Origin of the sequence: Rathayibacter sp. VKM Ac-2927 (genome assembly GCF_022815525.1) — a bacterium.
In the GTDB taxonomy this organism is placed as follows: Bacteria; Actinomycetota; Actinomycetes; order Actinomycetales; family Microbacteriaceae; genus Rathayibacter; species Rathayibacter festucae.
This window is the reverse complement of sequence record NZ_JALGRT010000004.1, coordinates 203,440-228,367: the sequence shown is the minus strand read 5'-3', so window position 1 is coordinate 228,367 and position 24,928 is coordinate 203,440. Positions and strand designations below refer to the sequence as shown.

Below are 24,928 nucleotides of genomic sequence, written 5' to 3'. Positions count from 1 at the left end.
CGTGCGTCCGATCGGCCGCACTGCTCCTCCTGTGAAAGGTGGTCGGATCCGTGGTCTCCCAGGTCGTGCTCGTGGACGATCTCACCGGTGCGCCCATCGCCGCCGGGCGCGGCGGGACGGTGTCCTTCTCCGTCGGGGACGACGCGTACGAGATCGACCTGTCGGCGGCCAACATCGGGCACCTGCACCGCGCGCTCGCGCCGTTCGTGGACGCGGCCCGGCCGCTGTCCGAGGCGCCGGCCCGCTCCCGGGTGACGCCGATCGCCGCGAGCGCCGGGCGGAAGAGTCCCGAGATGCTCGCCGCGATCCGGCACTGGGCGCGGCGGCACGGCTACGAGGTCCCGCGCTCCGGCCGTGTGCCCTCGGACGTGCAGGCCGCGTACGACGCGGCGCACTGAAGCGGACGACCCCGGGTCGGCTGCGCGGCGCGCGGGGCTGCAGGCCTGGGCTGTTGGCGGCGGTGGGTCTCGATACGCCCCTGCGGGGCTTCTCGACCAGCATGGGGGGCGGGCGCCTGCGCTTCATGCTGATCGAGTAGCCCGCTCCGCGGGCGTATCGAGGTCCGCTCTCCGGGGAGAGGGCGGCCCCCGATCGGGGCTCAGGACGTCGCAAGTCGACGGGTCAGGAGGCCTTCTCGGCGGGGAAGCGCAGGGCGGGGACCGGCTCCGGCGCGGTGCGCGGCCGCGCCTTCGACGCCGTCAGGGAGAGGTAGGCGTCCTGCAGCTGCTCCCGCTGGCGGCCTGGGACGTGCGAGCAGAGGGCGTCGCGGGCCAGGGCGACGTTCCTCCGGCGCAGGTCGGCGTCCCCGAGGAGGCGGGCGATCCGGTCGGCGAGCTCGTGCTCCTCCGCGAGCAGCTCCTCGGGGAGCGACTCGGCGTACGGCCGGCGGAGGACGACGACCGGCACGCCGAGCGCCACGGCTTCGAGCAGGGACACCGGGAAGCCCTCCCAGCGGGCCGTGTGCAGATAGACGCTCGCGCCCGCGAGAACGGAGAGACCGCTCTCCTTGGAGAGCCAGCCGGTCACCTCGACACCCGATTCCTCGAGATCATTCGTGAGGTCGTCCGAGTTTCCGCGACCGACCCAGTGGAATCGCGCCAGAACTCCTTGTCCGGCGATAGTCCTCGCGGTCTTCGCGAAGATGTCCGGGCCCTTCTGCGGGGCTATTCGGCCCACTCCGACGATGCGTGCGGAATCATGCCCGATATCTTCTGATCCCGGTGGGGAATCACTGATGTTGTCGCGAATGAACTGGGCCGGGACGCCGTTGGCGCAGTTCACCACCCAGGTGGCGGGGGCGCCGCCGAGCGCTCGCGCGCGGCGCAGCTCGTTCTCGGAGCAGGTCACGAAGAGGCTGGTGTTGCGCGCCAGGACCCACTCGATCAGGTGGAACGCACGGAGCGCCGACGGCCCGCGATCCGCCCGCTCGAAGGGGAAGCAGTGCGGCGAATGCACTTGGGCCGTGCCGTGCCGCGAGACGGCCAGGCGCGCATAGAGACCCGCGAATGCGGAGTGCGAGTGCACGATCGAGGCGCGGGTGCGGCGAATTGCGCTCCTCACGGCGAGCACGCGGGCGAGGTGGCCGGCCGGCAGCTCGAGGACCTCGTCGAAGAGCGCGTGCGCCGAGACCGGCAGCGGAACCTCCGGACTGGCGGCGTAGAGCAGGACGTGGCGGATCCCCGCATCGGCCGCGGCGAAGCTCGAGATCGCGTCGGCGAGACCGCCGCCGAAGCGCTCGCAGACATGGAGCACCGTCACCCGCTCGAGAGGTTCTCTCCGGTCGGACTGCTCGTCGTCGGAATGGCGTGTCATGGTCACCCGTCTGCTCCGCGGATTCACCGATCGCTCCTCTTCGCTCTTCGAGAGGACATACCGGGCGAATGCGATGGTAGGCGTGAAGAAGGCGTCGCACTACAGTGATGCCGAGTCGTCGTCGACAGCGAGAAACAGGACATTCCGTCGGTCGTATCGGCGCGCCGTGAATGCCTTCCCGACCCCATCGAGAACGCGAGGTGCACGGTGTCCAGACCCTTCACCGCGCCGCGTTCGCCGGGTGGCTCGAGCTACCGCGCGGACCTCGAGGGACTCCGCGCGCTCGCCGTCGTGCTGATCCTCCTGACGCACTTCGCGGAGGTTCCGATCGGCGGCTTCGTCGCCCTCGACGCGTTCTTCGTGCTCTCCGGATTCCTGATCACGGGGCTCCTGGTGAAGGAGTACACCCGCTCGCGCCGGATCTCGCTGCCGACGTTCTACGTCCGCCGGTTCCGCCGGCTCGCCCCGGCCGCCGCGGTCGTCATCGCGGTGACGGTGCTGGCCGGCTTCCTGGTCTTCGGCCGGGCCCGGGCGGAGTCGATCCTCGTGGACGGGGTCTGGGCGGCGCTGGTCAGCGCGAACTGGAACTTCGTCCTCAACGGCACCGACTACTTCGCCACCTGGGCGCCGCAGTCGCCGCTGCTGCACTACTGGTCGCTGGCGGTCGAGGAGCAGTTCTACCTCGTCTGGCCGCTGCTGGTCCTGGTCGGCTTCGGGATCGCGCGCGCGGTCGCCCGGCGCCGGCGCGGGCCGGCGGATCAGCGGGTCTGGCCGCCGTCGTCGCGCGCGGTCGTCGCGCTGGTCGCCGTCGTCGCGGCGGCCTCCTTCGCCTGGGGCGTCGTGGAGTCCGAGCTGTCGCCGGGGGTCGCCTACCTCTCGACGCTGACCCGCGCGTGGGAGCTCGCCCTCGGGGCCCTCCTGTTCCTCGGGGCGGCGCACTGGCGCCGGATCCCGGACCGGCTGCGCCCGGTGCTCGGCTGGCTGGGCGTCGCGGTGCTCGTCACCGCGTCGTTCGTGCTCACTCCGCAGACCCCGTACCCGGGCGTCGCGGCGCTGCTCCCGACCCTGGCGACCGCGGCGATCATCGTCGCCGGAGAGGGCGGACCCTCCCACGTCGTCCTCTTGAGCAACCCGGTCTCGCGGTTCCTCGGGCGGATCTCCTACTCGCTCTACCTCTGGCACTGGCCGGTCTTCGTCTTCCTCGCCGCGCTCGTCGGCCACGACTCGCCCTGGTACCTCGCCGGAGCGATCCCGCTCGCCCTCGTCCTCGCCACCGCGAGCCACTACGGCATCGAGGAGCCCGTGCGCCGCAGCCGATGGCTCGAGCCGCGGGCCCGCCGCACCGACCGGCGCGGGAGCGAGGGCTGGCCCCGCTGGGTCGCGCTCGGCCTCGCCGCCGCGGCGCTCGTGACGACCGCCGTCGTGCTCGTGCTCCCGCGCGACAGCGTCGCCGTCGCCGGGGTCTCCGCGTCGACGGCCGTCGAGCCGGGCGCCGCGCCGGCCGTGCCCGAGGGGCTCGACGGGCTCGATCAGGTCACCGCCGCGCTCGGTGCCGCCTCGTCGGCGGTCTCCTGGCCGGAGCCGGTCGCGGAGGCGATCGACGCGGGGGACGCGGCCTTCGGCGGCGCCCTCGCCCGGACCTGCATCACGGTGGACGCGGCGAACGAGGACGACTGCGTGATCGGCGACGCGTCGCTCCCGAGGACCGCCGTCGTCGTCGGCGACTCCGTCGCCCTCGCCTGGGTTCCCGCGCTCGCGGGCTCGCTCAACGAGCAGGGGTACCGGGTGCGGCTGCTGACGGGAGCGCTCTGCCCGTTCGCCGACCTGCCGGTCACCGGGACCGTCACCGCCGACCCGGCCCCCGGCTTCCCCGCGACCTGCGACGACCACCGCCGCTGGACGCTGGAGCGCATCGCGGCGCTCCGGCCCGCCGCCGTGATCGTCTCGGACGCCGAGGTCGAGATGCTCCAGCTGATCCCGGAGGACCGCTCGACCGCGCAGGCGCGCTGGACCGAGGGCCTCGAGCGGAGCCTCGCCGAGGTCGGCGACGCCCGGACCGTCGTGCTGATGACGCCGCCCCGGGGCCAGGCGGTGGCGACCTGCTACACCCGCGTCGCCTCGCCGTCCGACTGCGCGGCGCCGGTCAGCGAGACCTGGTTCTCGCAGCTCGACGCCGTCACCGAGGCCGTGGCGGCGTCCCCCTCCGCCCGGCTGGTGGAGACCCGCGACCTGTTCTGCGCCAGCGCCGACCTGTGCCCGGCGTTCGCCGGCGGCACCCTCGTCCGGGCGGACGAGCAGCACATCACCGACGACTACGCCACCGCCATCGCACCGATCGTCTCCGAGCGCGTCCGCGCCGCTCTCGAGGGCTGACGCGGTGCTCCGGGACACGACGAGAGAAGCCCCATGAACCTCCGAGAACTCGTGCAGATCTGGCAGCGCTACTGGGCGCTCGTGGTGAGCGTGCTCGCCGTCGGCCTGCTGACCGGCTGCGGGGCGCTGCTGCTCACGGCGCCGCAGTACACCGCGACCGCGCGGCTGTTCGTCTCGAACCAGGCCTCGGGCTCCGCGACCGATCTGCTGCAGGGGTCCACCTACACGCAGAGCCGCGTGGAGTCCTACGCCGCGGTGGCGACGCTGCCGATCGTGCTCGACGCGGTCATCGAGGACCTCGGGCTGCAGACCACCTCCGCGGAGCTGGCGACGCGGGTGTCCTCCACGGTCGAGCTCGACAGCCTGATCATCAACCTCTCAGCGGAGTCCGGGTCGGCCGAGGAGGCCGCCGACCTCGTGAACGCGGTCGCGTCCTCGCTCTCCTCGACGATCACCGAGACGCTCGAGCGGCCGCTCGCCGGACGCGACCCCGTCGTCACGGTCACGCCGCTGGAGGAGGCCGCACCGCCCGCGGCGCCGTCGTGGCCGTCGATCCCGCTCGTCCTCATCGCGGGCGGGCTCGCCGGGATCCTGCTCGGCGTCGGGCTGGCTCTCCTCCTGAACGCACTCGACCAGCGGGTGCGGCAGGCGGCCCAGGCGGAGGCGCTGCTCGGCGTGCCGCTGCTCGGGACGATCCCGCGGACCCGGAATCTCGGCACCGTCCCGCTGATCGAGGAGGCGGCGCTGCGCTCCTCCTTCGGCGAGGCGATCCGGGCGCTGCGCACCAACCTCACCTTCGTCGACATCGGCGGGTCGCCGCGGCGGATCATCCTGGTCACCTCCTCGATCCCCGGGGAGGGGAAGTCGACGATCTCGCTCAGCCTCGCCGCGAGCCTCGCCGCGGCCGGGAAGTCCGTGATCCTCGTCGACGCGGACCTGCGGGTGTCGCGGCTGTCGGAGCGGCTGGGGCTCGAGACCGGCGTCGGCCTCACCGACGCGCTGCTGGGCCGGGCCGCCGCGAAGGACCTCCTCCAGCCGGTCGGCGAGAGCGGCTCGCTCCGCGTGCTCGCGTCCGGCCGCACCCCGCCGAACCCGGCGGAGCTGCTCGCCTCGCCGACCTTCGACCGCATCCTGCAAGAGCTGCACGCCGAGGCCGACTACGTGGTCCTCGACGCCCCGCCCGTGCTCCCCGTCGCCGACTCGCTCGTGCTCGCGCGGGCGGCCGACGCGGTGCTCTTCGTCGTCGGCTCGGCGCTCGTCAAGCGGCCGCAGCTCACCAACGCGAAGGACGCCCTGCAGCGCGTGCACGCCCCGCTCGTGGGCGTCGTGGTGAATCTGCTCGCCGCGACCGACGACCGCGGCCGCGCCTACGGCTACGAGAGCCGCGCCTACGTCGAGGCGATCGCGCAGGTCCGCCCGGAGGAGCCCGCGGCCAGTGCGGACGATTCGAAGCGGGAGCTGATGCCCTCGTGACCGGGATCGCCGGCCGCGCCTGGCGGCAGCTCGGGATCGCCGCCTTCAACATCGTCGCCACGCACGTCCCCTCCCACCTCGTACGCCTGGGCGTGCTGCGGCTGTGGGGCGCGAGGATCGGCGCGGGCACCTCGATCGGCCGCGGCACGTCGATCCTCGACATCGACCGCCTGGTGATCGGCGAGAACTGCTCGATCGGCTTCCGCTGCTTCTTCGACGCGCGGGGCGGGATCACGATCGGCGACGACGTCGCGATCGCGAGCGACACCCACATCATCACCGCGTACCACCTGCCGCAGTCCGACACCTTCGAGGCCGTCGAGGAGCCGGTGACCATCGGCGACCACGCCTGGCTGGCCTCGCGCACGACCGTGGTCGCGGGGGTCTCGATCGGCCGCGGCGCCGTCGTCGGTGCGTGCTCGCTGGTGCGCACGGACGTGGAGGCGATGACGATCGTCGCGGGCGTGCCCGCCGTCGTCCGCGGGCAGCGCACCTCCTCGCTCGCCTACTCGACCCGCTTCCGACGGCTGTTCTACTGATGCACGAGAGGGCGGCGATGATCCGCGAGTACGAGGGCGCCGAGGGCTGGTCGGACGTCACCCTCGTCTACGTCGCCCCGCGCACCGGCTCCAGCGGAGTGAGCGACTACGCCGACGACCTCATCGCCCGGGCCCGCGAGGTGGCCGGCGCGGTCGTCGAGGTGCGGCACGGCGGGGCCGGGGCGGACGGCGTGGCCGAGGTCCGACGGGCCCGCCGCGAGGTCCTGCGGGCGATCGCGACGGCCACCGGTCCGGTGATCGTGCACACCGAGCACAGCGGCGGCGTGATCGTGCCGTTCTGGCTGCTCGCGAGCCGTCGGGTGCGCGCGCGGGCGAGCGTCGTCACCGCCACGCTGCACGACGCTCCGCTCGCGGTCTGGACGCCGTTCCGCACCGCGCTCGTCGGCCGCAGCCACTTCGCGACCCACGCGATCCACTTCCCGCTGATGCGGCTGCACCGCCTGCTCGAGCGGCGCGTGCTGCGCGGCGTCTCGCTCTTCGCCCTCACCGCGTCGGGGGCGGCGGCGATCGAGGAGGAGCTGCGCGTCCGCGACGTCGACGTCGCCTTCCTGCCCGCCCCGGTCAAGCCGGCCGTCGCCCCGGCGGCGGAGCGCCCGCTCGCGATCGGGCTGTTCGGGTACGTCTACCGCGGCAAGGGCTTCGACCAGCTCGCCGCGCTCCGCGCCGCGGTCGATCCGGCCATCGAGATCGTGGTGGCGGGGCGCGGCACCGAGGCGCTGGAGCCGGTGCCGGGCGTGCGGGTGCTGGGCGGCGTGGAGGGCGAGGACGAGGACCGCTTCTTCGCCGGCGTCCGCGCGATCGTGCTGCCCTACGGCCGGCGCGGCGCCTACGGTCCCACGATCCACGTCGCGTCGAGCGTCGTCGCGCGCGCTCTCGCCTACCGGACGCCGATCATCGCCCTCGGCCACCCGGGTCTCAGCGACGAGGCCGAGGTGGTCGAGGGCGGCGTGCGCGAGCTGGCCGAGCGGGTCAACGCCATGGTGCCCGACGACGCGGCGATCGGCGCGCTCGCGGAGCGCTCGGCCGGCCTCGCGGAGCGGCTCACCAGCGCGGCGGCCTTCGCGGTGTTCGCCCGTCGCTGGTCCGCGCTGCTCGAGGGCGCCCGCTCGTGACCGGGACGGCCGCCGCGGGGCAGGGGCGTCGGCGGATCCTCGCCCTCGCCGGCGCGAGCGGCTGGATGGTGCTGGGCCGCGGCTCCGGGCTGGCCTGGATGCTGTTCCTGGTGGCGACCGTCGGCCTCGGCGACTACGGCCTCTACGCGATGGCGTTCGCCGCCGCGGCGGTGCTCGCCGCTCCGTCCGAGAACATCTTCCTGGTGCGCAGCGTCCGCGTGGACGCGGCGACCTACGCGGCGGAGCGCAGCGCCCGCACGCTGCTCGGCCTCGCCCTGTTCGCGCTGGGCGCGATGGTCTACGCCTGGTCGTTCGTCGCCGGGCTCGCCCTGCTGATCGCCGGCGGTGAGATGCTGTTCAACGCGGTCAAGAGCCGGGCGCTGCGCGACGGCGAGCCGATGCTGCCGACCCGCTGGGACGCCGCCCGGCAGGTCGGCTCGATCCTGGCAGCGGTCGGGCTCTGGCTGCTCGCGGGGCGGGGTCTCCCGCTCGAGCTGCTGATGCTCGCCTACGTCCTGCCCTACCTCGTCGTCGCGGTCGTCGCCGTCCGCGGGATCCGCGGGGTCCGGCCGCGCTGGCCGCGGGGCGCGCGCGGGCAGCTGCTGCTCGTCGTCGACGCGGTCATCACGGCGCTCTACCTGCAGGGCGACATCCTCCTCCTCGGCTTCCTGCTCGGCGACGAGGTCGTCGGCGCCTACGCGATCGCCTCGCAGCTGGTGCTCGCGGCGTCGATCGTCGGGCAGCTGCTCGGCCAGCAGTACACGGCGTCGCTGCGGGACGCGGGCGGGCGCCGGCACGGCGGCCCGCCGCTCGGGCTCGTTCTCGGGCTGGGCGCGGTGATGGCGCTCGGGACCGCGGGAGTGGGCGGCGTCCTGCTCCTGGACCAGCGGACCGCGCAGGTCGGCGTGCTGCTGCTCGTGCTGGCCCCGTTCGCCGGTCTGCGCTCCGTCTCGAACGCGTGGGTCACCGCGCTGTACGTGCTGGGCGCCGACCGGCGCCGCATCCTCGGCGCGGGGGCGGCCCTGCTGCTGCGCGCCGCGTGCCTGGCGATCGCGGTGCTCGCGGGCGTCGCCGGCGGGACGGCCGCGGCGCTCGCGGCCGTCGTCGGCGAGGTGCTCCTGGTCGGCGCCTTCGCCGTCGTCCTGCACGACTCCTACCGGCGGGCGGGCGGGCCGCCGGACGTCGGCGGCGCCTCCGTCGACCCGCCGGCGGTCGCGCCGGCCGCGGCTCCCGTCCCGGGCGCGACAGGGGAGGGATCCGCATGAGCGGCGTCACCGAGTTCCTCGTCGCCAAGGACCCCGAGCTCGAGCGCACCGGGGACATGACGATGTTCTCGCTCGTCTACTCGCTCGCGCAGCAGCTCGGGCCCGTCCGCTACATCGCGCTCTCGCGCGAGTCGGGCGTGCGGAACGGGAACACGCTCGTGAAGAAGTCGCCGCCGTCGCCGGTGCGCCTCGTCGCCGGGGCGCTCGCGCGCGGGCGGAGCCTGGTGCACGAGCGCTTCGACCTGCCCGAGCTGCGCGCCGCCATCACCGCGAGCGACGCCGACCGGGTCGTCGCCGACCACACCTACCTCGCCGAGCCGTACTTCCGCTCCGGCGTGCAGAAGAAGCTGTACATCAACACCGTCGTGTCGGAGTCGCTGGTCTGGGGCGCGGCGCGCGGGAACCTCGGGCGCCTGCAGAGCGGCATGATCCTCCGCGACGAGCTGCGGGCGGTGCGCGAGGCGGTCGCGGTCGCCACCTACGACGCCGGCGAGGCGGACGACTTCGCGCGCCGGGGAGTGCGGCGGACGCGCTGGCTGGACGTCACCCTCCCGCCGGTGTCCCGCCACCGGCGCGACCTCGCCGCGCCGCGGGTCGCCTTCGTCGGCGACCGCCGCTGGCCGCCGAACGAGGAGGGCGTGCGCCTGCTGCTGCAGTGGTGGCCTGCCATCCGCGCGGGCATCCCCGGCGCCGAGCTGCTCGTCATCGGGCACGGCGAGCGGCCGCTGCCCGTGACGGAGGGGGTCCGCGAGCTCGGCTTCGTCGACGACCTCGACGCGACGCTCGCCTCCTGCCGCGGGATCCTCGCCTCGATCGCCACAGGCGGAGGCGTGCGGGTGAAGATCCTCGATGCCGTCGCGCGCGGGATGCCGGTCGTCGGCACGCCCGCCGCCGTGGGGAGCCTGGACTCCCTCTTCGATCTCCCGGTGGAGAAGACCAGGGAGGGCTTCATCGAGCAGGCGCGCCGGCTCCTCCTCGACTCCGCGCTCGCACGCCGCCTCGGCGACGACGTCTACGAGCAGAACATCGAGCACTGGCGGCAGGAGCGCCCGCTCCGGGCGGTCCAGGACTGGCTGGCGCCATGAGCTGGCGACCGCTGCCGGTGCTCGCGGCCGTCGCCTACGCGCTCGTCGCGCTGGCGGCGCTGCTGCTCGCCGTCGTCCGCGGCGGCGTCGCGACGACCGCGGTGGCGATCCTGCTCTGCAGCGCGCCGCTGCTGCTCCACCTCGCCGTCCGCGTCCCCGCGCTCTCGGCCGTCGCCCTCGGCGGGGTGCTCGGCGCGGCGCCGTTCGCCACCGTCCCCGGCACCGGGACCTACGCCGTGCTGGCGCTCGCCGTCTGGTTCGCCGTGACCGTGCTCTGCCTGCGGCCCCGCTCCAGCCCGCAGAGCACCGCGGTGCTCGGCGTGCTGACGGCCTTCCTGATCGTCTCGGCCTTCTCGATGGTGGTGACCTTCGACGGGATCGGCGCCCTGCTCACCTACCTCCGCTGGGCGCTCGCGGCCGGCATCACGATCCTCGCGCTCGTCGCCGACGAGCGGATGCGGCGGACGGTGCTGCGGGCCTTCGTCGCGGGCGCGGCGATCGGCGCGGCGACCGCGCTGGTCATGGTGGTGCTCGATCCGGGCGGGCAGCTGCTCAACTCGCTCACCCTCTTCGGCTACGGCGACACCTCGGCGGTCGGCAACCTGCGGACTGTGACGGTGGACGGCTCCTCGCTCACCCGGGTCAGCGGGCTCTACGTCGACCCGAACGTCGCGGGGCTGTTCTTCCTCTTCGCCTTCGGGATCGCCGGCGCGCAGCTGCGCGGCCGGCCGCGGATCCTGGTGCTCGTCCTGCTCGGCGCGGCGATCGTCGGGACGTTCTCCCGCGGCGCGATGGGCGCGCTGGTGCTCGGCCTCGCCGTGACGCTCGTGGTCTCGCACCGCTCGGCGGGCGCCCGCGCCGCGTCGGTCGCGGGCGGGATCCTCGCGCTCGGGAGCCTCTACTGGGTGCCGGCGCTCCGCGACCGCTTCGTCGACTCCTTCGACTCGCGCACCGCGGGCGTCTCGGACCGCGTCGACGCGCTGGCGAACTACCCGGGGCAGATGGCCGGGCACTGGTGGTTCGGCCGGGGCTGGGACCTGCGGGAGTTCACCGACGCGGCCTACGGCTACTCGCTCAACCACGTCGCCAACACGCCGCTGCTGATCGTCTGGCGCGCGGGGATCCTCTCGGGGCTGCTCTTCGTGGCGCTGCTGCTCGTGGTGCTGGTCGTCGCGGTCCGGCGGTCGCGGCGGGCGGGCTCGGGGTCCGGCTCGGACCTCGCCCTCGCGGTCTACGCCGGGACGGTCTTCTTCGCCTTCCAGGTCGACTTCCCGGTCGTCACGATGACCCCGCTCACGCTCGCCTTCGGCCTGCTGCTGACCCAGCTCTGCAGCGTGGCTCCGCCCGCGCCGCCACCCGCCGATCCGGTGGCCGGAGTGCGGACCGCCGCCGCCCTCGCGACTCCGCAGCCGTCCCCCCGACAGGAGCGTCAGCCATGACCGCCACCACCCAGCGGACCCCCGTCCGCCGCCCCCTGCGCGTCATCGGCCTCGACGGCTTCCGCGGCGGCCTGGCGATCTGCATCATCGTCGCGCACGTCGGCTCGCACTGGGCGCCCGGCGCCCTCCGCGGGACGGGGCTCGAGGTCACTGCGCAGGCGGTCGTCTCCTTCTTCGTGCTGAGCGGCTTCCTGATCTACTGGCCGTTCGCCCGGGCGGTCGTCGCCGGGACGAGCATGCGCGGGAAGCTCGGCGACTACGCGCTCTCGCGGGTGCTGCGCGTCTTCCCGGGAGCGACCGTCGGCTTCGTCGTGGCCTGGCTCAGCGGCACCCTCTACCTCACCAACGCCTACGACGCCGTCCGCGACGGTGCGGGCGACAGCGCGATCGGCCGCTTCGAGGATCCGTGGCGGGTGCTCCTGCACCTCAGCCTCCAGCAGTCCTACCTCCCCTCCCAGATCCAGACCGGCATCGCGCCCGCCTGGACGCTGACCATCGAGCTCGCCTACTACCTGCTGCTGCCGCCGCTGGTGGCGGTCTGCGTCCTGGTCCTCGGCCGGGTCGCTCCGCGGCTCGGGCTCTACGCGGTCGCGGCGGCACCGGGAGCGGTCCTCGTCGCGGTGGGCCTGGTCTCGAAGACCGCCGGCACGCTCTGGCAGCAGGCGTCGGGCCTCGAGTACGGCTCCTCGGAGTGGGGACCGAACGCCCTCGCGGTCTTCAGCCGCAGCCTGCCCGTCTGGGCCGACGGCTTCGGCTGGGGGATGGTCGCGATCGTCGTCTGGATCGCCGTCGAGCGCGAGGCGGTCGGGCCGCGCGGGCTGCGCACGGCCCGGCGCTCGGGCTGGATCGCGATCGCGGTCGGGCTCGTCGCGGTGGTGGCCGCCTACCTGCTCGTGCCGCGGTTCATCAGCGCGGGCGTGGCGATCGCGTCGCTCGGGGTGATCCTGCTGCTCGCGCTGCCGGTCAAGGACGGCCACTCGGTCTGGCGGGTCTCGCACCTCGTCGACAACCCGGTGCTGCTCTGGCTGGGCAAGACCTCGCTCAGCATCTACCTGCTGCACATGCCGGTGATCCTCTTCCTGGACCGCGCCGGCGTCGACTTCCCGGACACCCCGATCGGGCTGGTGACCGGTGCCGCCGTCGTGCTCGCTACGACCGTCGCGCTGGCGTCGGTGGTGTTCCTGGGGGTGGAGCGACCGGCGCTGCGACTGCGGAAGCTGGGTCGCCGTCGCCCGGTGTGAGCGCTGCCCGGAGCGCCGGTGCGGCCCGCTCGAGCGCGTCCCGGATCGCGGCGGCCGCCTGCTCGTAGGAGTCGTGGGACCGGCGGTAGGGGTCGGCGATGTCCTCGGCGGCGGCGGCCGCCTGGGCGAGCGGCCGCCGGGCCTGCACGCTGGCGAGCAGCTGGCGGAGCCGGGTGCCGGGGTCGGTCGAGTCGCCGGGGCGGGCGCCGTCGGCCAGGCGGGCGAGCTCGGCGAGGGTGAAGGCGCGGGAGAGGAGGGCCGGGGCGAGGCGCACGACCGCGGTGCGCTGCTCCCGGGTCATGGTGAGCACCAGATCGGAGCGCTCGAGCAGCTCGGGGGTGAGCTGCCGGCCGCGGTGCTCGTCGAGGGCGTGCGCGTCGACGCCCCAGTCCGCGATCGCCGCGCGCATCGGCTCGGGCATCGGCCGATCGAGCGCGGCGCCGAGCCCCGCGCTCGCGATCCGCACCGGCACGCCGTCGAGCAGGGACTCGAGGAGGAGCTCGGCCGCGGGCGACCGGCAGATGTTGCCCTCGCAGACCAGCAGGATCCGCGGGGAGCGCCGGCGGCGGAGCGACGGCTCGGCGGCGGTCTCCGCGGCGCTCATCGGGCGGCTCCTCGAGCGGCCCCTCGAGCGGCGCCGGGGCGTGCCGCTGCGACAGGGCGGCGCCCGAATCCGCCAATCTCGGCGGGCGCCGTGCCGGCCAGCCGAGGGGGTTCGGGGAGCCGTTCGCGCCTGCCGGCGTCGATTCCCGGTCTCTCGGCCACGGATCCTCCTCGCATCGGGCCCTCGACGGGTCCGCCCGCGTCGACCCGGATCGATGCTACCGAGGCGGCGCCCCTCGGGAGCGCCCTGCGCGGCCGGATCCGCGCGGGGGCGGGATCCGCGGGGAGCGGGAATGATCGGGGGACACGGCCGGGGGAGAGCTCTCGGCGCACCGGTGGAGGAGCAGCGCCATGGCATCGAGCAGACCGTCCGACGCACCACGATTCTCCCGCCGCGGACTGATCTCCGCCGCGGGGCTGTCCACGCTCGCCCTCTCGGCGGGAGCGCTGCCGAGCGCCGCGGCCGCCGCCGCGCCCCGCGCGATCGCGCCCCGCTCGGGGGCGGGCTTCTCGGTCAACTCCGGGATCCTCTGGGAGACGGCGGAGTCGCGCACCCGCAGCCTCGACTGGATGGTGGCGGTGGGCGCGAACTCCCTCCGCTTCGACCTCTCCTGGTTCTTCGCCGAGCAGAAGAGCGGCACCTTCGACTGGTCGCTGTTCGATCCGATCGTCGACGGCGCCCGCGCCCGGGGGCTGTCGGTGCTGGCCGTGCTCGGCAGCGCCCCGTACTGGGCCGCGGCGCAGAAGAAGGAGGGGCAGCCGCACAACCGGCCCGCCTCGCTCACCACCTGGCGCCGCTTCGTCAAGGCCGCAGCGACCCGCTACAAGGGGCGGATCTTCGCCTACGAGATCTGGAACGAGCCCAACGGCAAGGAGTACTTCTGGCCCGGGCCGGATCCGGTGTTCTTCACCTCGCTCGTGAAGGCGGCGGTCGAGGAGATCCGCGCGGCCGCCCCCGGGACCCTGACCGTCTGCGGCGGTCTCGGGCCGGGATCGACCGCCGCGGGCGACATGCTCGCGCCGGAGTTCGTCCGCCGGATGATCGCCGCGGGCATCGTCGCGACGAAGGTGGACCACTACGCCTTCCACCCCTACGACATGGACGGCACCCTCGCCGAGAGCGCCCGCTGGGACCTCACTCCGGTGCGCCAGGTGATCGGCTTCGCAGCGTCGCTGCGGGCGGCCGGAGCGGGGTCGTCGCAGATCTGGGCGACGGAGTACGGCTACCCGAGCGTCCTGGGCACGGATCCGCAGGCGCGGTTCCTCTCGTCGGGCGTGACGCAGTGGGCCGAGATGTCCTTCGCCGGGCCGATGTACCTCCACGAGCTGAAGGACCAGGGGGCCTCCGACACCTTCGGCGTCTTCGACACGGCGAACGCGCCGAAGCAGGCGGCCTTCGCGGTGCAGTGGATGCTCCAGAACGGCGTCCCCGCGCGCGACGAGGTCGTCCGCTTCGACGCGCACGCCGACTCCGCCCTCGGCGCGGCGGTGAGCCCCGTCTTCACCGTGGGGCCGACCGCTCTCGGGCGCGACCACGTGTCCGGCACCCGCTTCGAGACGCCGACCGGCTGGTGGAGCTCACCGGTCGCCGCCGGCGTGCTCTGGCGGCAGGTCGCGCTGCCGCCGTCGGGGCCGTTCGCCGACGGGATGCAGAACGGCCCGACCGGCGTGCGCGTCTTCTCGAACGCGCCGACGGGGACCTGGCTCGTGCTCGGCGACATCCTGACCGCGTGGCGGCCGGCCTACGGCTTCCCGCTGGCGGGCCAGTACGTGAACGCCGCGGGCACGACGGTGCAGGACTTCGAGCACGGCACGATCTCGTGGAAGGCCGGGCTGGTCTCGGGGTCCCTCGACGCGTGAGGGCGGGTCGCGCGGGTGGGCGGGCGCGGGGGCTCGGCGTCGCGCTGCTCGCCGTCGGGGTGCTCCTGGGCGGCGCGGGCTGCGTGGCGGCGCCGGAGCCCGCGCCGTCGTCCGCCGATCCGTCGCGGCCCGGGGCGGTCCTCGACGTCGGGCCGTGGGCGGGGGAGGCGCCGGCCGGCTCGGTCGTGCAGAGCGTCACCTTCCGCACGCTCGACGTGCAGGACCGCGCGGTCTCCTCGCACGCGCTGGTGATCAGCCCGACCACCGTCGGCGCCGCCGCGGGGCGGATCCTCGTCTGGGAGCACGGGACGACCGGCGCGCAGGCCGCCTGCTCGCCGAGCGCGATCCCCGGCTGGCTCACCGGCGGGGCCGTGCCCGGGCTCGACGAGCTCCTGCGCGGAGGGTGGACCGTCGTCGCGCCGGACCTCGCGGATCCGCGCACGGACCGGCCGATGCCCTATCTGGTCGGCGAGGGGGAGGCGCGCGCGTCGCTCGACGCCGTGCGCGCGACCCGGGAGCTGTCCGGCGGCGCACTCGACGCCGGCTTCGCGGTCTGGGGCCACTCGCAGGGCGGGCACGCGGCGCTCTGGACGGCGAGCACCGCCGCGTCGTACGCGCCCGAGCTGACAGTGCGAGCGGTGGCCGCCTTCGCGCCCGCCGTCGATCCCGGCGAGCTGATCGCGCCGACGGCGCCCCCGGTCGCGGCCGCGCTGCTCGGCGGCTGGATCGCCGCGGGCTACGACGCCTGGTACGGCGACGACTCCGCGACGAAGGGCTTCGATCCGGCGCTCGCCCCCGTCCTCGAGGCCGTCGCGGCCGGCTGCCTGGGCGACCCGCCGACCGCCGAGCTCACGGCCGGGCTGGAGCAGGTCGCCGCGGGGGCCGTCCCGGTCGGCGTCCGCGACTCGGCCTCGCTGCTCCGGCGCCGCCTCGCGGGCAACACGGCCACGACCGCGCCCGGCACCCCGACCTTCGTCGCCTGGGGCGAGGCCGACGACGTCGTCGCCCCCGCCTCGCTGGAGCGCTGGGCCGCCGCCGCCGACGGCACCGCCCTGGAGGCGCGCCCCTACCCTGGCCTCGACCACGGCACCGTCGTCGGCCCGGACTCCGCCGCCGTCGCGGACGCCCTGGCCTGGACCACCGCTCGCCTGCCCGAGCGCTGAGCCGCTTCCGGCATCCGTGCTGGCGACGGTGGGTCTCGATACGCCCCTGCGGGGCTACTCGACCAGCATGGGGGCGGGCGCCGGAGCCCGGTCGCGAGCGGCACGCTGACCAGCCGGGAGCAGGCGCTGCCCTTCCGCTGAGCCGGCCACCTCGGCGGCGGTGGTCGCCCGTCGACCCGCCCCGGGTGTACGGTCGTCGCATCTGAGGTAAAACGCAGGCCGCGCCGGTCTGCACGCGCACGCGGCATCGAGAGATCCGCCACTTCTTCCCTGTGAAGGAGTGCGCCCATGGTGCTCGACACCCCCCGATCCGCCCCGCGAGACGCAGCTCCCCGCCGCCTGCGCGACGCCTGGATCGCCCTCGCCGGACTCTCGGCCGTCTTCCTGTTCGAGATGCTCGACAACTCGGTCCTGAACGTCGCCCTGCCGACGCTCGGTCGCGAGCTGCACGCGTCGACCGCGGGCCTGCAGTGGGTGACGGGTGCCTACTCGGTCGCGTTCGGCGGCCTCATGCTCCTCTTCGGCGTGATCGCCGACCGCTTCGGACGCCGCAGGGTGATGCTCGCCGGCCTGGTGCTGCTCGCCGTCGCGAGCCTGGCGACCGCGGCCGTGACGACGACGGAGCAGCTCATCGCCGTCCGGGCCGTGATGGGGATCGCGGCGGCGATGACCACGCCCGGGTCGATGGCCCTCGCCTTCCGCCTGTTCGGGACCGACGACCTCCGGGTCCGGGCGCTGACCGTCGTCTCGACCGCCGGGCTCGTCGGACTCGCGGTCGGCCCCACCGCCGGTGGTCTCGTGCTGGCGGTCGCGCCGTGGCAGGTGCTCCTGCTCGTGAACGTGCCGATCGCGGTGCTCGCGCTGATCGGCATCCGCCTGGGCGTGCCGGCCGATGCCCTGGACGACCTGCACCGCGGCCCGATCGACGTCGTCGGCGCGCTGCTCGGCACGGTGACGATCGCGGCCGCCCTCGTCGCGCCGACGCTGTTCGTCGGCACCGGATCCACGGGCGACGGCGCCGGCACCGGTACCGGGATCGGACCGTGGGCGCCGTGGGCGGCCGTGGCGACGGCGGTCCTCGCGGGGACCGGCTTCGTGCTCCGCCAGCGCAGCGCCCGGCATCCGCTGCTGGACCTGCGCCTCGTGGCCCTGCCGCTCGTCTCCAGCGGACTGGCGTTCAAGGCCGCGACCGGTCTCGCCGTCGGCGGGCTCTCCTACCTGGTCACGCTCCAGCTGCAGCTCGCCTGGGGCTGGAGCCCGGCCGCCGCGGCGCTCGGCCTGCTCCCGCAGGTCGTCGTCCTCCTCGCCGGCGGTCGCTTCGTCGGCCCCTTCGTCGCGCGCGTCGGCCTCGAGCGCGCCGCCGCGGTGAGCGCGGGCGCCGTGGTCGCCGGGCTCGCCGTCTTCGGGCTGCTCGGCCGCTTCGGCTACGGCGGGGTGCTGATCGCCCTCGTGCTCGTCGCGGCGGGGATGCGCGTGGTCGGCGTCGTCGCCGGGACGAACGTGCTCCGCGGGCTCCCGGCCGAGCGCACCTCCGTCGGCGCGGCCCTCGTGGACACGGCGAGCGAGCTCGCGACCGCCGTCGGCATCGCCGCCGGCGGCACGATCCTCAGCGCCCTCGTCGCCGGCAGCATCACGAGCGTCCGCGCGACCGCGACCGGGGCCGAGCAGCTCTCCGGCGCGGTCGGCGTCGCCGGGCTCGTCCTGGCCGGCCTCGCCGCCGGGCTCGTCGCCCTCGGCGTCCTCCGGGCGCGCACCGCCCCCTCGGAGCAGTGACGTCGATGCCGAGCACGACGCCGGCCGGCACTCCCCGCGGAGCGCCGGCCGGCGTCGGTGCCGTGCCTGACCGGTCGGGTCAGCGCTGGACGAGCGGGATCGCGATGTCGGTGACGTCCGCGCCGATCGTGCCGAGGCGGGTGGCCGTGCCGTTGAGCACGCCCACCTCGTAGAGCGAGCCATTCACCGCGGCCAGGCCGATCGAGCCGATCGAGCCGCCGTTGCGCAGGACGGAGTAGATGTCGAAGCCGGTGACACCCGCGGCGTCGACGCCGAGCTTCCCGGTCGGCGCCAGCGTGCCGGCGTTGGCGGGGGACTGGATCGCGATCTGGTCGAGCGCCGTGTCGAGGACGAAGAGGGTCGTCGCCGTGTTCGGGTCGAGATCGTTGTTCGTGTACGCGGCTCCGTTGACGCCGGTGGCGACGGCGGGCGCGGCGTAGCTGAGCGCGCCGTCGGCCACGGTCGCGGCACCCGGAGTCGCGAACGGCTGGCGGAGGTTCTGGCCGGTGTCGCTGATCACGCGGAGGGCGTTCGCGGCCGGGTTGAAGTCGACGCCGAAGGTGGTGCCGCTGAGCGCCACGGTGAGCCGGGTGACCGGAGCGGCCACGCCGGTGGTCGCGTCGATGGAGTAGACGCCGGCGCTCGCCGCGGTGTTCCCGACGCCGTAGAGCTCGCCGTCCTGGACGCGGTAGTCGATGCCGACGAGCGCGGTGTCGCCGCCGGTCAGACCGGTGACGGCGACACTGCCGGAGACCGTGCCGGGCTTGAGGGGGTTGAACTGCACGAGCGCCGTGCCCTCGTCGGCGAGACCGACGACGCGCAGCTTGGCGGCCACCGAGCGGGCGGCGCTGACCAGAGCGCTGCTGGCGTCGCTGGTCGCGGCGGCGGGAGCGACAGTGCTCGCGCCGGCCAGCACGGGGGCGACGGCCATCACGCTCGCGACGGCGACAGCGGTGATGCCGACTTTCAAGGTCCTGCTCATCATGAACTCCTCGAGACTTCCGGTCGCCGCAGATCGGCGACTCGAAGAGGGGTACTGCCCGGCCCCCGCGAGCGTTCATCCGCGCCGCAAGATTCATCGCTGATCGTCGAGTCGGAGGCCGGTTCGCGTCCCGGAGGGTGAGCTCGGGCTCGTGGAATCGGCTCGGGCGCGCTGGATCCGCGCGGAACGGCGTGCCGGAGGTCGTTTCGCGTGCCGGAGGTGGTGGCGGGCGCGCTCAGGCTCGCGGAAAAGGCCTGGAGTCGCTGGTATCGCCCGGGTGAAGGCATGCGGGTCTCGATACGCCCCTGCGGGGCTACTCGACCAGCATGTCTGTGAGCGTCTCTTGCACGTCGATCGCCTTGTTCGTGCGGGTTAAGGCATGCTGATCGAGTAGCCCGCGGAGCGGGCGTATCGAGATCCACCAGCGTCGGAAGAGGAGTCTGCAGGCCCGCCCTGCTGATCGCGGCGGGTCTCGATACGCCCCTGCGGGGCTACTCGACCAGCATGTCTGTGAGCGTCTCTTGCACGTCGATCGCCTTGTTCGTGCGGGCGAAGGCATGCTGATCGAGTAGCCCGCGGAGCGGGCGTATCGAGATCCACCAGCGTCGGAAGAGGAGTCTGCAGACCGCCCTGCTGATCACCGGGGTCTCGATACGCCCCTGCGGGGCTACTCGACCAACGTGAGGCCGCGTGCGGGCTCCGATCGTCAGTCGGACGGCGCGTCGGCCTTGTACACCTTTCGGAAGGCGTCCTTGCGGGCGATCTTGCCGCCGCGGAACTCGTAGATGTCGCAGCCGCGGGTGACCTGGGGCTCGCCGTCGGGGCCGGTCCCGGTGAAGGACCAGGTGGCCGCGCCGCGCGAGCCGGCGATGAGGGGCTCCCCCTCCTCGTGCCGCTCCTGGCCGGTGTCGAAGGCGAGCATCAGCGCGAAGCCCTCGCGGACCTGCTCCTTCCCGGACCAGGTCCGGCCGGGCTCGGGACCGACGGACGCGCCGTAGACGCAGTCGTCGGTGACGTGGCTCATCAGCTCCTCGAGGTCGTGGCGGGACCAGGCGTCGCTGAACGCCGCCAGCACCTCGGGCGTCATCTCGCTCGTGGGGTGATCGGTCGACAGGGAATCGCTCATCGGTGAACTCCGGTCCTTCGAGTCGTGGACCGTCGTCGGTCGCTCTGCGACAGTGGCAGGCCCCGGGTCGCGGAGGCAACGTCCTCTAGCGGTCATGTCCGGAATCGGACGACCGGGGGCGACGCGGGGCGGTCGTGATCCGGCGGGCCGGTGACGCCGCGGCCGTCGCAGACCGCGGCGCGATCACTGCAGGACGAGTCCGACCAGCGGGGGCAGGACCAGCGTCGCCAGGCCCACGAGGACGCCGTGCGCCCCGACGCCCAGCGCGATCGCGGCGAGGATCCGCGGGCGTCCCGGGCGGACCACGCCGGCGACGCCGAGCCCGGTGGTGGCGGCGGCGAGCAGCAGCTGAACGAGGGCGATGCCCGCGAACAGCGCGCCGATGCTCGTCGCGTCGATGCCGTTGCCGTAGGCGAGCACCGGTATCGCGGTGGTGACGCCGGCGAGCATGATCTGCGTCAGCGTCTGGAGGACCGCGAGCAGGAAGCCGATCAGCCCGACCGTGTTGCGAGGACGACCCGGCGCGTCAGTGCGTGTCATCGTCGAAGCGTAGGGCGGAGCGGGCCCGCGGGTCGATCCCCGGGGCGAGTGCGGTCGCCACGCAGCGTGCGGGTGGATCTCCTTGGAAGAGACGCCCGCAGACATGCTGGTCGAGTAGCCCTGCAGGGGCGTATCGAGACCCGCCGTGATCAGCAGGGCGGGTCTGCAAACTCCAGGACCGGCGCTGGTGGATCTCGATACGCCCGCTCCGCGGGCTACTCGATCAGCATGATCCTCCGAGAGGACGCCCGATGGGGCCCGAGTCGGAAGCGGGCCCCCGCCCGCGTCCACTCGCGGGCGCAGGCCCGTGCGCGTGGACGTGACGGGCTCCGGCCCGGCCGAGCCGTCCCGCCCGGGCCGGTGCTCCCGGCCGCAGTCCCCCGATGCGGCCGAGAGCACCTCGGCACCGACGTCCGCGTCGGTCCGCCCGCGGCGTCACCGGAGCCCCCACTCCTCGACCGCCCCTCCACAGTAGGTTTCCGGAGCGCTATTCGCCATCTGTCGTTTTGCGTCAGCGGGCCACTACCGCTCCTCCCTTCGTGCGCGCACACTGGGAGGAGGCTCGCGGAGCGCCGGCACGGTGAAGCGGCCTCCGGCGGGGTCGTGCTGCGAAGGAGCGTCCGATGATCGTGCGAGGTCCGCGATGAAGCCCGGTCGTGCGTGCGCTCTCGGCGGGGTGGCCGTCCTCCTCGCCGTCGGGATCGCGGGCTGCACGGCGCCGAGTCCGGACGGCACCGCTGCCGGCGGCACCGCGTCCGCCGGCCCCGTTCCGAGCGGCACCGCGAGCGCGACGACCACGCCCTCGGCGGTCGCCGAGGCGTGCGCGCTCGCCGGCACGTCCACCTTCGAGGTGCAGGACACGGTGACGGTGATCGTGGAGCTGACTGACGCGGGCACCGGCGCCTGCGTGCTGCAGGGCACTCCGGAGGTGACCTTCCTCGACGACGCCGGCGCCCCGGTGGACACCGTGGTCCAGGCGGGTTCCGGCGAGCAGTTCTCGGGGGAGCCGGTCACGGTCGAGCCGGGCGGGCACGCCTACCTCACGTTCCTCACCGACACCACCGGCTCGTGCGCGCCGACGGCCGCGACCGTCATGGTGCTCGCGGTCCCCGGCGCTCCGGGAACCACGCAGGTCGATCTCGGCTCGACGTCCTTCTGCCCGACCGCGGTCGACCTCCCGCCGCTGTCCTACCCCGTGACGCCGCAGCCCACGACGCTGGCCTGAGCGCCGCCCGCGGCCGGCGTCACACCGCCGCGAGGACCGCGCGGGCCGTCACCGCGTCGGTGACCAGCGCGTTGATCAGGGAGCCGCGCACCGCGCCGAGGATGCTCGGGGCCTTGTCGACGCCGACGGCGACGCCGACCGCGTGGGGGAGGGCGGCGAGGTCGGCACGGGAGACGCGGACCATCCGCTCGCTGCCGGGGAACTCGACGGCCGAGCCGTCGGCGCGGAAGAAGTTGAGGCAGACGTCGCCGGCGGCCTCGTCGAAGAGGTGCCGGTCGCTGGGGAGGCCGGAGGAGAGCTCGTGGCGGGTGGCGGTCGGGGCGCCGATGCCGAGCAGGGCGCCCTTGGCGCTGCTCCAGAGGTCCATCACCTGGAGGAACGCGGGGTCGGCCTCGAGGCCGGAGCGCATCGCCGGGCTGGGCAGGGCCTGCGCGAAGAGGAAGCTGGAGCGGGCGCCGGTCGCGGCGGCGGCCATCCGGGTGATCTCGTTGGTCTGGAACCAGGACTGCGGCTCGGCCTGGCCGCCGACGGCGGGGACGATCGTCACTCCGGGCAGCGGCGGCAGCATCCCCGAGCTGGCCAGGTCGTGCACGGTGCGGCCGAGCGACATCAGCAGGGCGTCGCCGACGCCGAGCTGCATGTCGGCGAGGGCGGCGGCGACCGGGACGGCGAGGTCGCGGCCGAGGGTGGCGGCGTGCGTCACGGGGGCGAGGTGCACGGCGTTCAGGCCGAGCGCCTCGCGGAGGGCGTCGGCGAGGCCGGTGTTCTCGTCGACGAAGGGGTCGATCACGCTGATCCGGACGAGGCCCAGGCGCCGGGCCTCGGCGATGAGGCGGCTGACGGTCGGCCGCGAGACGTCGAGCCGCGCGGCGATCTCGACCTGGGTCGCGTCCTCGAGGTAGTACATCCGCGCCGCCTGATAGACGACGTCGAGGGGGAACCTGACGGTGTCGGAGCGCCGGGGGGCGCTGGGCGGCGGAGTCACGTGCGTCATTGTGCCCTCTTCCTCGGCGTCGTGCAGGTCCCCTCCCCCTCCGCGAGATGCCACTTGTGAGCGCGACACGCCGTGAAAGGCGCTCATAAGTGGCATCTCGCGGAGGGAGGAGGGACGGGTGGGTTACTCGGAGAGGGTGAAGGGGGCCGTCATCTTGTCGACGTTCTCCTTCGTGATGAGGATGCAGTCGAACGCCTGCTTCTCCTCCGAGGCGCCGGTCTCGCCGGTGCGGAGGAAGGAGTCGGCCTGCTGGACGGCCTCCTTGGCGAAGGTCGCGACGGGCTGGAGCACGGTGTACTGCAGCTCGCCGGCCTTGATGGCGTCGACCGCGTCGGGCGAGCCGTCGAAGCCGCCGACCTTGACCTGGTCGAGCTTGCCGACCTCCTTCAGCGCCGCGATCGCGCCGAGCGCCATCTCGTCGTTGCCGGAGATGACGCCGGTGACGTCCGGGTTGGCCTGCAGGATCGACTGCATCTTGTCGTGGCCCTGCGTGCGGTCCCAGTTGCCGACCTGGTTCGCGACCTCGACGAGGCCGGGGTACTGCGAGATCACGGTCGCGTAGCCGTTCGAGCGGGTCTGCGCGTTGTTGTCGGAGGGGGATCCGAACAGCTCCGCGTAGTTCGCGGTGTCGCCGACGTCCGCGACCCACTGCTGCGCGCCGAGGGCCGCGCCCTGGGCGTTGTTGGAGACGAGCTGCGCCTTCGCGAGGCCGGTCTCGTTGATCTCGGCGTTCACCAGGATCACGGGGATGCCCGCCGCGTCGGCCTTCTTCACCGCGCCGACCGAGCCGGAGGCGTTGGCCGGGTCGAGGATGATCGCGACCGACTTGTTGGTGATCGCGGTGTCGATCAGGGTGCTCTCGGTGTTGGTGTCGCCCTTCGAGGCGCCCACGTTGGCGGTGTAGCCGAGCGCCTCGGCCTCGGCCGACGCGACGTCGCCCTCGGTCTGCCAGTAGGGGTTGGCCGGGTCGTTGACGATGATCGAGATGAGGCCGCCCTCGGAGGCGCCGGGGGTGCCGGCGGCCTCTCCCGCGGTCCCCGCGTCGGAGGAGCATCCGGACAGGACGAGGGTGAGCCCCGCGCCCGCGGCGAGCACCGTTGCCAGCTTGCGGTTCATTGGTCTGTTCCTTTCACTGTGGTCCGATCGGCGGTGGCCGACCGAGGTCTTCTCTCGGGAGGCCGGCCTAGGCGGCCGGGGCGCCCGATGTCTGGGGGACGGGCGCCGGAGCGCCCGCGTCGGAGGCGGGCCGCGGGCCGGAGCCGCCGCCCTTGCGCGGCTTCCCGCGGTACTGCACCGCGTTCAGCAGGACCGCGAAGACGATCACCGCGCCGGTGAAGACGGTCTGCCAGTACGACGAGACGCCGATGATGACGAGGCCGTCGGAGAGGAAGCCGATGACGAACGCGCCGAGCAGCGTGCCGCGGACGGTGCCGACTCCGCCGGTGAGGGCCGCGCCGCCGATGACGACGGCGGCGATGGCGGTGAGCTCGTAGGAGCTGCCGGCGGTGGGGCTGGCGCTGGTGAGCTCGGAGGAGAGGATGAGGCCGGCGATCGAGGCGAACAGGCCCGAGAGCACGTAGACGCGGACCTTGACCCGCTTCACCGGCACGCCGGAGAGCTCCGAGGCGCGCTCGTTGCCGCCCGAGGCGTACAGCCAGCGGCCGAAGACCGTGCGGTTGAGCAGGAGGCTGACCACGATCGCGACGACGATCATGATCACGACGCCGATCGGCAGGCCGAGCAGGCGGTTGAACCCGAGCCAGTCGAAGCCGGTGTTGCCGAGCTCGGGCTGCCCCGCGAGGTCGTTGTAGGTGAGGCCGTTCGTCATCAGCAGTCCGACGCCGCGGACGACGTAGAGCATGCCGAGGGTCGCGACGAACGGGGCGACCTTGAACCGCGCGACCAGGATCCCGTTGATCAGGCCGATCAGCGCGCCGGCCGCGCAGGAGAGCACGACCACGACCCAGAGCGCGGGGTAGAGGGTGCTCCCGCCGATCTGCACGCCCTGCATCAGGAAGCCGGCGATCACTCCCGAGAAGCCCAGCGTCGAGCCGACCGAGAGGTCGATGCCGCCGTTGAGGATCACCAGCAGCATGCCGATCGCGAGGATCGCGTAGACCGCCACGTGCGAGGACATCGTGAGGATGTTGCCGACGGTGAAGTAGTTGGGCGAGAGGATCGAGAACACGACGATGATCGCGATCAGCGCGAAGAACGCGCGCCCCTGCAGCAGCAGGCGGCCGAGGTCGAAACCGTCCTTGAAGAGCGCGGGGCGTCGCTGCCCGGTCGCGGTGGAGGTCAT

At 73.9% G+C, this 24,928-nt stretch carries 21 protein-coding genes; 13 read left to right on the top strand and 8 right to left on the bottom strand.

Going from position 1 to position 24,928, the window contains the following annotated elements:
• Positions 1–50 precede the first annotated feature (50 nt).
• The gene (locus MT353_RS13785; RefSeq protein ID WP_308197524.1) at positions 51–398 is read left to right on the top strand and encodes an Lsr2 family protein; all 348 of its coding nucleotides are present in this window, start codon (positions 51–53) and stop codon (positions 396–398) included.
• 223 nt (positions 399–621) lie between these two features.
• Here the strand turns inward: MT353_RS13785 and MT353_RS13780 are convergent, their stop codons facing one another.
• Positions 622–1,812, bottom strand: a complete 1,191-nt coding sequence (locus tag MT353_RS13780) for a glycosyltransferase (RefSeq protein ID WP_243624843.1) — start codon at positions 1,810–1,812, stop codon at positions 622–624.
• Between the two features lie 207 nt (positions 1,813–2,019).
• On the opposite strand from MT353_RS13780, the gene MT353_RS13775 reads away from it, so the two are divergent.
• From MT353_RS13775 to MT353_RS13740, 8 genes are read left to right on the top strand one after another with little or no spacing between them, the layout of a single operon-like run.
• The gene (locus MT353_RS13775) at positions 2,020–4,185 is read left to right on the top strand and encodes an acyltransferase family protein (protein WP_243624842.1); all 2,166 of its coding nucleotides are present in this window, start codon (positions 2,020–2,022) and stop codon (positions 4,183–4,185) included.
• Positions 4,186–4,218: 33 nt separating this feature from the next.
• A complete protein-coding gene (locus MT353_RS13770) occupies positions 4,219–5,658 on the top strand; it encodes a polysaccharide biosynthesis tyrosine autokinase (protein ID WP_243624841.1) in 1,440 nt (479 codons plus the stop codon).
• The gene (locus MT353_RS13765) at positions 5,655–6,197 is read left to right on the top strand and encodes a DapH/DapD/GlmU-related protein (RefSeq protein WP_243599533.1); all 543 of its coding nucleotides are present in this window, start codon (positions 5,655–5,657) and stop codon (positions 6,195–6,197) included. The genes MT353_RS13770 and MT353_RS13765 overlap by 4 nt, the downstream gene beginning before the upstream one ends.
• 17 nt (positions 6,198–6,214) lie before the next feature.
• Positions 6,215–7,330 (top strand): hypothetical protein, encoded by a 1,116-nt coding sequence (locus MT353_RS13760; RefSeq protein WP_243624840.1) that lies wholly within the window; start codon positions 6,215–6,217, stop codon positions 7,328–7,330.
• On the top strand, positions 7,327–8,595 hold the full coding sequence (locus MT353_RS13755; RefSeq protein ID WP_243624839.1) for a hypothetical protein: 1,269 nt from the start codon (positions 7,327–7,329) through the stop codon (positions 8,593–8,595). Before MT353_RS13760 ends, MT353_RS13755 begins: the two co-directional genes overlap by 4 nt.
• Positions 8,592–9,680, top strand: coding sequence for a glycosyltransferase family 4 protein (locus tag MT353_RS13750; protein WP_243624838.1), 1,089 nt, complete (start codon positions 8,592–8,594; stop codon positions 9,678–9,680). The genes MT353_RS13755 and MT353_RS13750 overlap by 4 nt, the downstream gene beginning before the upstream one ends.
• A complete protein-coding gene (locus tag MT353_RS13745; protein ID WP_243624837.1) occupies positions 9,677–11,119 on the top strand; it encodes a hypothetical protein in 1,443 nt (480 codons plus the stop codon). The genes MT353_RS13750 and MT353_RS13745 overlap by 4 nt, the downstream gene beginning before the upstream one ends.
• A complete protein-coding gene (locus tag MT353_RS13740; protein ID WP_243624836.1) occupies positions 11,116–12,360 on the top strand; it encodes an acyltransferase in 1,245 nt (414 codons plus the stop codon). The genes MT353_RS13745 and MT353_RS13740 overlap by 4 nt, the downstream gene beginning before the upstream one ends.
• Here MT353_RS13740 and MT353_RS21640 read toward each other — a convergent pair.
• Positions 12,269–12,964, bottom strand: coding sequence for a low molecular weight phosphatase family protein (locus tag MT353_RS21640; RefSeq protein WP_279400753.1), 696 nt, complete (start codon positions 12,962–12,964; stop codon positions 12,269–12,271). The genes MT353_RS13740 and MT353_RS21640 overlap by 92 nt on opposite strands.
• 350 nt (positions 12,965–13,314) lie before the next feature.
• On the opposite strand from MT353_RS21640, the gene MT353_RS13730 reads away from it, so the two are divergent.
• From MT353_RS13730 to MT353_RS13720, 3 genes are all read left to right on the top strand, one after another.
• Positions 13,315–14,823, top strand: coding sequence for a cellulase family glycosylhydrolase (locus MT353_RS13730; RefSeq protein WP_243624835.1), 1,509 nt, complete (start codon positions 13,315–13,317; stop codon positions 14,821–14,823).
• Entirely contained in the window at positions 14,820–15,986 is a 1,167-nt protein-coding gene (locus MT353_RS13725) for a lipase family protein (RefSeq protein WP_243624834.1), read from the top strand. The genes MT353_RS13730 and MT353_RS13725 overlap by 4 nt, the downstream gene beginning before the upstream one ends.
• 288 nt (positions 15,987–16,274) lie before the next feature.
• Positions 16,275–17,759: an MFS transporter gene (locus MT353_RS13720; RefSeq protein WP_243624833.1), complete on the top strand. Its 1,485-nt coding sequence runs from the start codon at positions 16,275–16,277 to the stop codon at positions 17,757–17,759.
• 79 nt (positions 17,760–17,838) lie between these two features.
• Here the strand turns inward: MT353_RS13720 and MT353_RS13715 are convergent, their stop codons facing one another.
• The 3 genes from MT353_RS13715 to MT353_RS13705 form a co-directional block, all read right to left on the bottom strand.
• Complete coding sequence (locus MT353_RS13715; RefSeq protein ID WP_243624832.1) at positions 17,839–18,741, bottom strand: DUF4394 domain-containing protein; 903 nt, start codon at positions 18,739–18,741, stop codon at positions 17,839–17,841.
• Positions 18,742–19,447: 706 nt separating this feature from the next.
• Positions 19,448–19,867 carry a nuclear transport factor 2 family protein gene (locus tag MT353_RS13710; RefSeq protein WP_243624831.1) on the bottom strand — a complete coding sequence of 140 codons (420 nt, stop codon included), beginning with the start codon at positions 19,865–19,867 and terminating at the stop codon, positions 19,448–19,450.
• A gap of 183 nt (positions 19,868–20,050) precedes the next feature.
• Complete coding sequence (locus MT353_RS13705) at positions 20,051–20,407, bottom strand: hypothetical protein (protein ID WP_243624830.1); 357 nt, start codon at positions 20,405–20,407, stop codon at positions 20,051–20,053.
• 643 nt (positions 20,408–21,050) lie between these two features.
• Here MT353_RS13705 and MT353_RS13700 point away from each other — a divergent pair.
• Entirely contained in the window at positions 21,051–21,632 is a 582-nt protein-coding gene (locus MT353_RS13700; RefSeq protein WP_243624829.1) for a DUF4232 domain-containing protein, read from the top strand.
• Positions 21,633–21,651: 19 nt separating this feature from the next.
• Here MT353_RS13700 and MT353_RS13695 read toward each other — a convergent pair whose 3' ends face one another.
• The 3 genes from MT353_RS13695 to MT353_RS13685 all read right to left on the bottom strand — a co-directional run bounded on the left by MT353_RS13695 (position 21,652) and on the right by MT353_RS13685 (position 24,928).
• On the bottom strand, positions 21,652–22,617 hold the full coding sequence (locus MT353_RS13695; RefSeq protein WP_243581596.1) for a sugar-binding transcriptional regulator: 966 nt from the start codon (positions 22,615–22,617) through the stop codon (positions 21,652–21,654).
• Positions 22,618–22,749: 132 nt separating this feature from the next.
• On the bottom strand, positions 22,750–23,742 hold the full coding sequence (locus tag MT353_RS13690; RefSeq protein WP_243624828.1) for a D-ribose ABC transporter substrate-binding protein: 993 nt from the start codon (positions 23,740–23,742) through the stop codon (positions 22,750–22,752).
• A gap of 67 nt (positions 23,743–23,809) precedes the next feature.
• Positions 23,810–24,928, bottom strand: a complete 1,119-nt coding sequence (locus MT353_RS13685; protein WP_123447405.1) for an ABC transporter permease — start codon at positions 24,926–24,928, stop codon at positions 23,810–23,812.